General features: G+C 72.1%; 3 protein-coding genes and 4 pseudogenes. 3 read left to right on the forward strand and 4 right to left on the reverse strand.

Annotation, left to right across the window (positions count from 1 at the left end; translation table 11 throughout):
* Positions 1–377 (reverse strand): annotated as a pseudogene (locus AOK24_RS16385) (zinc-binding dehydrogenase); the annotation flags it as partial.
* A gap of 201 nt (positions 378–578) precedes the next feature.
* On the opposite strand from AOK24_RS16385, the pseudogene AOK24_RS16390 reads away from it, so the two are divergent.
* Positions 579–1,348: pseudogene (locus AOK24_RS16390) on the forward strand (helix-turn-helix domain-containing protein); the annotation flags it as partial.
* Between the two features lie 17 nt (positions 1,349–1,365).
* Here the strand turns inward: AOK24_RS16390 and AOK24_RS45940 are convergent.
* Positions 1,366–2,275 (reverse strand): annotated as a pseudogene (locus AOK24_RS45940) (XdhC family protein); the annotation flags it as partial.
* A 13-nt stretch (positions 2,276–2,288) separates the two neighbouring features.
* A pseudogene (locus AOK24_RS45945) lies at positions 2,289–2,956 on the reverse strand (xanthine dehydrogenase family protein molybdopterin-binding subunit); the annotation flags it as partial.
* 448 nt (positions 2,957–3,404) lie between these two features.
* Between AOK24_RS45945 and AOK24_RS16405 the strand changes: the two are divergent.
* Positions 3,405–3,842 (forward strand): hypothetical protein, encoded by a 438-nt coding sequence (locus AOK24_RS16405; RefSeq protein WP_055720819.1) that lies wholly within the window; start codon positions 3,405–3,407, stop codon positions 3,840–3,842.
* 680 nt (positions 3,843–4,522) lie between these two features.
* Here the strand turns inward: AOK24_RS16405 and AOK24_RS16410 are convergent.
* Positions 4,523–5,161 (reverse strand): dihydrofolate reductase family protein, encoded by a 639-nt coding sequence (locus AOK24_RS16410; protein WP_055720817.1) that lies wholly within the window; start codon positions 5,159–5,161, stop codon positions 4,523–4,525.
* 271 nt (positions 5,162–5,432) lie between these two features.
* On the opposite strand from AOK24_RS16410, the gene AOK24_RS16415 reads away from it, so the two are divergent.
* Complete coding sequence (locus AOK24_RS16415; protein ID WP_055720818.1) at positions 5,433–8,597, forward strand: bifunctional cytochrome P450/NADPH--P450 reductase; 3,165 nt, start codon at positions 5,433–5,435, stop codon at positions 8,595–8,597.
* Positions 8,598–8,827 lie beyond the last annotated feature (230 nt).

Raw genomic sequence — 8,827 nt, forward strand, 5'->3', positions numbered from 1 at the left:
GGCAGGGTGAGGTCGAAGACCTTGCCGGGGGCGATGCGGCCGGTCAGGTAGTTGCGCACGGGCGCGGTGCCGCCGCGCAGACCGACGTGGGAGAACAGCTCCTGGCCGTCGATCGCGACGTCGTGGGGGACACCGACGAAGCCGACGTCGCCGCCGGGACGGGTCGAGTGCAGCGCCTGCCGCATGGACTCGGCCGTACCGACGCACTCCAGGACCGAGTCCGCGCCGACCCCGCCCGTCAACTCCCGCACGCGGGCGATGCCTTCCTCGCCGCGCTCGGTGACGATGCCGGTGGCCCCGAACTCCAGGGTGCCCTGGGCGTTGGGGATGCGGACGTACTCGGCCTGGCAGGTGCCCATGAACTCGCGGTGCACGCAGCGAGTGGTTCCGGGGGCGCCCGGAACTCAGGCTCACACCCGGGCGTAGGCGCGGAAAGCGGAGGGATTCATCCTGGGAGGAAAGTGCCCCTCCTTCCCGGAGCGCGCCGAATGCCATGCTGAACCGCATGACCGGCCTGCGCCGCCAGGACCTGTCCGCCTCCGCGGGAAGGGAAGCATGACGCACAACGCCGCTCCGAGCTGAGCCCCCGCATGGTCGGACTGCCCGAGACGGGCGGCCCCCGCCGGGTCGCCGGGCTGCGCCGCGAGGAGGTCGCCCAGCTCGCCTCGATCAGCACCGACTACTACATCCGGCTGGAACAGGGCCGCATCCGGGCGTCCGCCCCCGTGCTGGAGACCCTCGCCCGGGTCCTCCACCTGGACGACGACGAGCGCGGCTACCTCTTCCAGCTCGCCGGCAAGCCCGCGCCCCGCACCCGGCGGCGCGGCCGGCAGCAGGTCCAGCCGCAGCTCCAGCGCGTCCTCGACGACCTCACCGCCACGCCCGCCGCGGCGACATCCTCGCCTGGAACGCGCTGGCCGCCGCCCTGGTCACCGACTTCTCCCTGGTCCCGGAGAAGCACCGCAACTACCCCCGCCTGATCTTCACCGACCCGGCGATGCGGACCCTGTACGCCGACTGGGAGACCTCGGCGCGGACCGCCGTCGCCCAGCTGCGCATGGAGGCCGCCCGCTACCCCGAGGACCCGCGCCTGATCGAGCTGGTCGGCGAACTGGCCACCCGGGACCAGCAGTTCGCGAAGTGGTGGGGCGAGCACAAGGCCGCCGCCAGGACCGTCGGCACGAAGACCCTCGACCACCCCGTCGTCGGCGAACTCGTCCTCGACTGGGACACGTACACCGCCAACACCGACGCCGACCAGCACCTGACCGTCTGGACCGCCGCGCCGGGCTCGCCCACGAACGAACGCCTGCGCCTGCTGGCCTCCTGGGCCGCCGACCAGCGGCTCCAGCTGACCGGCACCGGCCGGTGGATCGGGCCCTGCCCCCGGGACAGCGGCAGGCCCGTACCCCGGTGCGCGTGGGCGACGATCTCCGCGACGATGGACACCGCCGTCTCCTCCGGGGTACGGACACCGAGGTCGAGGCCGATGGGTGAACGCAGCCGGGCGAGCTGCCGCGGCGGCACACCCGCCTCGCGCAACAGGCGCAGGCGTTCACCGAGAGTACGCCCCACGTACCCGACGGGCAGTCCGAGGGCGGTGCGCAGCAGGGGTACGTCGAACTTGGCGTCGTGGGTGAGGACGCAGACGGCGGTACGGGTGTCCACGTCGGTGTGCTCCAGGTAGCGGTGGGGCCAGTCGGCGACGACTTCGTTGGCGTCCGGGAACCGTGCCTCGGTGGCGAAGACGGGGCGGGCGTCGCAGACGGTGACCCGGTAGCCGAGGAGGCTGCCGGCCCGGCTGAGGGCGGCGGCGAAGTCGACGGCGCCGAAGATCAGCATCCGGGGGCGCGACGCGTGGACGTGCACCAGGACCGACAAACGCTGCGGGCAGGAGGCCCCGTCCCCGCCGACCGCCACCCGGGCCGTACGCCCGGCCCGCAGCGACGCGTGCACCGAGGCGCTCACCTCCCGGCGCACCGCACCGGTCACGGCGTCGTCCAGCAGCTCGGCGTACAGCATCCGGCCGACCAGTTCCCCGGGACCCTCGACGATCTGGGCGAGAGCGGCAGGCCTGCCGTCGTCCGGGTCCGCGCGAGCAGCCATTCGGCGACGATCCGCCCGAGTCCGCCGCCGCAGGTCAGCCCGACGGCGAAGGCGTCGTCGTCGGAGTACCCGAACCGGGCGCGCTGCCGGTGACGCCGACGACGGTGGCCAGGGCGAAGGGGCGTGCCTCGCGGCACCAGCGGAGCAGCGTGTCCGCGATGTTCAGCATGGGCGGGTCCTTTTCAGAGCAACTGCTCGGCGGTGATGGGCAGTTGGCGTACCCGGCGGCCGGTCGCGTTGAAGACCGCGTTGGCGATCGCCGCCGCCACGCCGACCTGGACGACCTCGCCGAGCCCCTTGACGCCGAGGGCGTTGCCGCCGTTGTCCTCGCCGTCCAGGTAGATCGCCCGGACCTCGGGGACGTCGGCGTTGACGGGGACGAGGTAGTCGGCGAGGTTCGCGTTGACGATCCGGCCGTCGCGGTGGTCGGTGACCGTGTGCTCCAGCAGGGCCGTACCGATGACGCCCACGATGCCGCCGATGGCCTGGCTGTCGGCGAGCTTGGGGCTGATGATGCGGCCCGCGTCGTACACGCCGAGCATCCGCCGCACCCGCACCAGGCCGAGGTCCGCGTCCACGGCGACCTCGGCGAAGGTGGCGTTGTAGGAGTGCTGCCGGGGCCGGTGTAGGTGCCGTCGGCCTCCAGGTGGGTGCGGTGGTTGCGGGCCAGGAGGCTGCGGTAGGTCTCGCCGCGCGCTGGGTCGCCCGGTACGTGCAGGCGTCCCGCGCGCACCACCACGTCCTCGGCGTCGACCCCGTACAGCGGGGATTCCTCGTCCCCGACGGCGAGGTCGATCGCCTGCCGCCGTACCTTGTCGCAGGCGTCGGCGACGGCCGTGCCGACGCTCGCCGAGGAGCGTGCCGCCGATCGCGCCGCCCGCCACAGCGGTGCTCGTGGCGATGAAGGTCCGCCGGGTCGGCGCGCTGGACGGCTCATCGGCGTCGGCGGATTCGGGAAGTTCAGTGGACATGCGTATGCCTTCGCGTCGCAGGCGGATCGGCTGCGCGCGGCAGCACGAACCGGGGAGGCTGGATCCTCGTCGAGTCGAAGGGACCTGGAGAGCCGCGTGCCGGGGGAGCGGCGGCCGGTCACGCGGGCAGTCTGGCACCGCGACTCGGGCCTGCGGGAGGGAGACTTTCCTCCCCCTTTGACCTCGCCCCGCTTTAACCTCGCCCCCGCGCCGTCGCCGTGAGGGAGGTGTGTCTCCCGAGGCGCGGAGGTCCTAGTGCTTTCTTCCGAGGCCCGCTGCGCCGGGAGACCGATCCCCGCGCGCCCGGGCGACCGTACGGTGACGCTCATGAGCAACGCGGTGGACGTCGTCCGGGCCTACGTCGATCACGACACCGACGCGGTCCAGGCGGCGCTGGCCGGTCTGGACGCGGACGGCCGGACCGAGGCGTACGCCGTCCTGAGCGGCCTGCTGGGCTCCACGATCAGCATCATGGAGCTGACCGGCAGGCGCTGGAGCGTCCGCGAACTGGTCAGGTACTCCGACGAGGCCGCCACCGCCGCCCCGGCCCACTACGAGCTCGCCATCACCGAGGCGACCCGGGCGTGGGCCCGGGGCGATGGCCCGGCGATGCGCGCGCTGTCGGGACAGGACCTGCTGGGCGCCCTCCACATGACGGCCGTCGGCGTCACCGCCCTCGGGCTCGCCCTGTGGGGCCGGGCCGGACTCCTCGACGTCCTGGAGGAGTTCGACCGGATCGCCGGCGGACTCGTCGACGGCGTCTAGCTCATCCCGTACTCTCGCCGGCTCCGTCGTCGATGCCACCTGCCTGCGGGGCCGGCGAGAACCCTGCGGTCGACGCGGTTCGGGGCCCGCTCGTGGGCCGCCCTCGCGTCGCCGGGCGCCGCCTCCATCGCAACGAAGTGGCCGGAAGCTTCCCCAGCTCGCGGCGTTCTCCTTGGAGAAGCGGGCCGAGGAGGCCGCGGTGCCGGTGAGCCAGTACAGCGTGACGTCCGTGAGCATCTGGTCGCGGTCGACGGCGTCCTCGGGCACGTCGCGGGAGTCGGTCCACTGACGGAAGGGTTCCACGATCCAGGCGAGCTGCCCGACCGGGGAGAGGGCCTGCGGCCGGGTGGACTGGAGCTTCATGTAGCCCGACAGCTCGTCCGAGAACCGGCGGTAGCCGTCCAGGCGTGCCTTCTCCGCGTACCCCAGGCGCCGCATCAGCTCGGCCCACGCCCCCCCCCCCCGCGACCCGCGCGACGTCCCAGCCCGGCTCGGTGGTGGGGCCGGAGAAACCGAAGCCCGGGACCGCGCATGCAGGAAGTGCACGTTCTGCCCGTCGATCCCCGTCGTGTACGGCGCGAAGGAGTTGAGCCGCCACTCGTGCGCCCGCGGGTGCTTTGAACGCCGTAGTCGCACAAGTGTGGGTCCACACGAGGCTGGTTGAACGGAGTCCTCGAACCTTACCGGCGGATCAGCATCGCGTGCGTGACCTTCGGTGAGCTGACCAGCTCGGAGACCCGGTAGCCGTCGATGCCGTCGGCCAGATTGTCGAGGAGTCGTTCCCCGCGTCCGATGAGCAAGGGCGCGATCACGAGGTGGAGCTCGTCGATCAGCCGGGCCCGCAGGTACTGCTGGATGACCGCCGCGCCGCCCCCGATGCGGACGTCCTTGCCGCCTGCGGCGTCGAGTGCGCGCTGCAACACGGTCTCCAGGGGCCCGTCGGTGAAGTGGAAGGTTGTTCCGCCGGTCATCTTCAGCGTCGGGCGTACGTGGTGGGTGTGTACGAAGACGTCGTGGTGGTAGGGCGGGTTGTCGCCCCACCAGCCCGTCCAGGACTCGTCCTCCCACGGCCCGCGCTGCGGGCCGAACATGTTCCGCCCCATGATCGTGGCGCCGATGTTCCGGTCGCCGCGGGTGAAGTGGTCGACATCGATTCCGGTCCTGCCAGCGGCGGCATCCTCCGCCGCGGAGACGAACCAGCTGTGCAGATCGTCACCCCAGCCGACACCGTCGCCGAACGGGGCGTCGAGTCGCTGGTTCGCGCCGGCCATGAAGCCGTCGAGGGAGATCGTGACGTTGTGTACGCGGACCTTGGGCATGGCCTTCGCCTCTCGTGTGGATGTCCTTCTCTCACCTGAGCGTCGAACGGAGGCTGCCGGGATCGACACCTCCGCGCACATTCTTTCGGCGAGGCGACGCCCGACGAGCAGCGCGCCCGCAGCGCCAGAGACGGGTAGGCGACCTCCACCCCACCCCCGGTTCTGTCAACTGCCCGTGTCGAGCGACACATTCTTACGACTTTGTCAGACGACAATGTCGTCTGTATGGTGATCCACAAGCGACCGCTGGCGCACGACGAAAGGCCCGCCCATGCCCCGCACGACTGCCGACACGACCGAGGCCATCCCCGAGCGCCCGGCGCTCCCGCTGATCGGTCACGCCCTGGACATTCCGAAGGGGGCCGACGGGTTGGTTCACCTCATGAAGGAGGTGAAGGAGCTCGGGCCGGTGTTCAGGGTGAGGGTCTTCGGTACGGAGACCGTCGTCGTCGGCGGCCTCGACCTGGTGACCGAGCTGGTGGACGAGACCCGCTTCCGCAAGAACGTGTACGACGACCTCGTGGAGATCCGGCAGGTCGTCGGGGACGGCCTGTTCACCGCCTTCAACGACGAGCCCAACTGGCAGAAGGCGCACAACATCCTGATGCCCGCGTTCTCGCTCGGCGCGATGCGCGGCTACCACGCGACCATGCTGCGCGTGGCCCGCTCGCTCGTCGCCAAGTGGGACCGGGCGGCGGGTGAGCACCCGGTCGACGTCCCGGAGGACATGACCCGGCTGACCTTCGACACGATCGGCCTGTGCGGATACGGCTACGACTTCGAGTCGTTCAGCCGCGACGAGCCCCACCCCTTCGTCGACGCCATGAACCGCGCCATGCATTTCACCCAGCTCAAGGGCGAGTCCGTGCCGGGCTCGGAACTGTTCAGGTGGAAGCAGACCGACCGGTTCCACAAGGACGTCGAGCTGATGACGGACCTCGTCGACGAGGTCATCCGCCGGCGCCGCGCCTCAGGCGACCCGAGCACGGACGACCTGCTGGGCCGTATGCTCCACACCGAGGACCCCGCGACCGGCGAACTCCTGGACGACGTCAACATCCGCCACCAGGTGAACACGTTCCTCATCGCGGGCCACGAGACCACCAGCGGCGCCCTGTCCTTCGCCCTGTACTACCTGACCAAGCACCCCGAGGTGCTGGCCCGCGCCCAGGCCGAGGTCGACGCCCTGTGGGGCGACACCGACACCCCGGACCCCGACTACGGCGACATCGGCAAGCTCACCTACATCCGCCAGGTGCTCAGCGAGACCCTGCGGCTGTGGCCGACCGCGCCCGCGTTCGCGGTGGAGCCGGTCGAGGACACGGTCATCGGCGGGAAGTACGCCGTCCGCAAGGGCGAGACGCTGATGGTGCTGACCCCGGCCCTGCACCGCGACCCCGCCTGGGGGGAGAACGTCGAACTGTTCGACCCCGACCGGTTCACCCCGGAGCGCGAGGCGGCCCGCCCGATCCACCTGTACAAACCGTTCGGCAGCGGTGAACGCGCCTGCATCGGCCGCCAGTTCGCCCTGCACGAGGCCACCCTGCTGCTGGGCCTGCTGGTCCACCGCTACCGCTTCGACGACCACACCGACTACCAGCTGAAGATCAAGCAGTCCCTGACGATCAAGCCCGAGGGCTTCACCCTGCGCCTGATACGCCGCTCGGCGGCCGAACGCCGCACCCCCGCAGCGGCGATCGGCGCGGCCTCCGTACAGGACCGCCCCCTGACCCGGTCCGCCACCGGCACCGCGCTGACCCTGCTGCACGGCTCCAACCTCGGCACCTGCGCCGGCATCGCCCGCGACCTCGCGACGGACGGCGACACCCACGGCTTCACCCCCTCCGTGGCCCCCCTCGACTCCGCGGTGGACCAGCTGAACGGCCCCGTCGTCATCGTCGCCGCCTCCTACAACGGCCGCCCCACCGACGACGCCGCAGCCTTCGTCACCTGGCTGGAGACCCTGGAACCCGGCGCGCTCGACGGCCTCCCGTACGCCGTCCTCGGCGTCGGCGACCGCAACTGGGCCGCCACCTACCAGCGCGTCCCCGCCCTCATCGACGAACGCCTCAGGGCCGCCGGCGCCGTCCCCCTCCTCGAACGCGGCGCCGCCGACGCCTCCGGCGACTTCGCCGGCACCGTCGACCGCTGGAGCGCCGACCTGTGGAACGCCCTCCTGGACCGCTACGGCTCCGGCACGACGACCGCCTCGGCCGAGCCGCAGGAGGAAGGGGGCCTGTACGAACTCCAGGACGCCGCGGAGTCGGTGACCGGCGAACTCGCCGCACGGCACGGCGTACGGCCCATGGAGGTGCTCGACGCGTACGAACTCGTCGACACGGACCACGAGTCGGGCCGCTCCAAGCGCTTCCTGCGGCTGCGCCTGCCCGACGGCGTCACCTACCGCACCGGCGACCACCTCGCCCTCCTGCCGCGCAACCCCGAAGCGCTGGTCCGGCGCGTCGCCGACCGCTTCGCCCTCGACCTGGACCGCACCGTGGCCCTGCGGGCCCGCCGCCGCAGCCGCGGCGCCCTCCCGGTCGACCGCCCGCTGACCCTGCGCCGCCTGCTGACCGACTTCGTCGAACTCCAGGACCCCGCCACCCCCGAGCAGGTCGCCGTACTCGCCGAGCACACCGCCTGCCCGCCGGAGAAGAGGCCCCTCACGGAACTCGCCGGGACGGGAACCCGGTCGAGCGTCCTGGACCTCCTGGAGCGCTACCGCGCCTGCGAGCTGCCCTTCGAACGCTTCCTGGAACTCCTGCCGGTGCTGCGGCCCCGCCACTACTCGGTCTCCTCCTCCGCCCAGGCCACGCCGCACACCGTCGACCTGATGGTGTCCCTGCTGGCCGCACCCCACCACGCCGGCGACGGCACCTTCCAGGGCATCGCCTCCCACCACGTCCAGACCCTGGAGGCGGGCGACACCGTCCAGGCCCGGGTGCTGCCCTGCAACGAGGACTTCCGCCTCCCCGACGACGACGCCGTACCGGTGATCCTCGTCAGCGCCGGCACCGGCCTCGCGCCCTTCCGGGGCGCCGTACTGGACCGCCTGCACAGCGGGTCCACCGGCACGCTGCTGTGCTACTTCGGCTGCGACCACCCGGACGTCGACTACCTGCACCGCGACGAGTTCGAGACCGCCGAGGCGGCCGGGGCCGTCAGCATGCGCCCCGCCTTCTCCCGCGCTCCCGAGGACGGCGCGCGCTACGTGCAGGACCGCATCGCCCGCGAGAGCGACGAGGTCTGGGCGGCGCTGGAGGCCGGCGGGCGCGTCCACATCTGCGGCGACGGCCGCCGGATGGCCCCGGCCGTGCGGGAGGCGTTCAGGGCGATCTACCGCGAACGCACCGGCGCGGACGACACCGAGGCCACCGCCTGGCTGGCCGCGCTCATCGAGTCCGGCGTGTACGTCGAGGACGTCTGGGCCGGCTGACCGCCCCCCTTCCGGCCCGCGTTCTCCCGCTCCCTCCCCCCACCTGAGGAATCCCATGCCTGACGCACGCCCGGTGACCGGCCCCGCACCGAGGAGCCCTCGATGAGCACGCGAGGCCCCGCCCTCACCCTCGGCGTCGTGGTGGCGCTCGTATCCGGTGTCACCCTCGGCAACGGCGGGGCGAACGTGATGCCCGTCTTCGTCGACGACTTCGCCGCACGCTTCGACCT

This window comes from Streptomyces niveiscabiei (assembly GCF_001419795.1).
GTDB lineage: Bacteria > Actinomycetota > Actinomycetes > Streptomycetales > Streptomycetaceae > Streptomyces > Streptomyces niveiscabiei.

Excerpts from the sequence above, each read along its gene's own strand:
- AOK24_RS16405 (WP_055720819.1), top strand. The coding sequence starts at position 3,405 with ATGAGCAACGCGGTGGACGTCGTCCGGGCCTACGTCGATCACGACACC.
- AOK24_RS16410 (WP_055720817.1), bottom strand. The coding sequence starts at position 5,161 with ATGCCCAAGGTCCGCGTACACAACGTCACGATCTCCCTCGACGGCTTC.
- AOK24_RS16415 (WP_055720818.1), top strand. The coding sequence starts at position 5,433 with ATGCCCCGCACGACTGCCGACACGACCGAGGCCATCCCCGAGCGCCCG.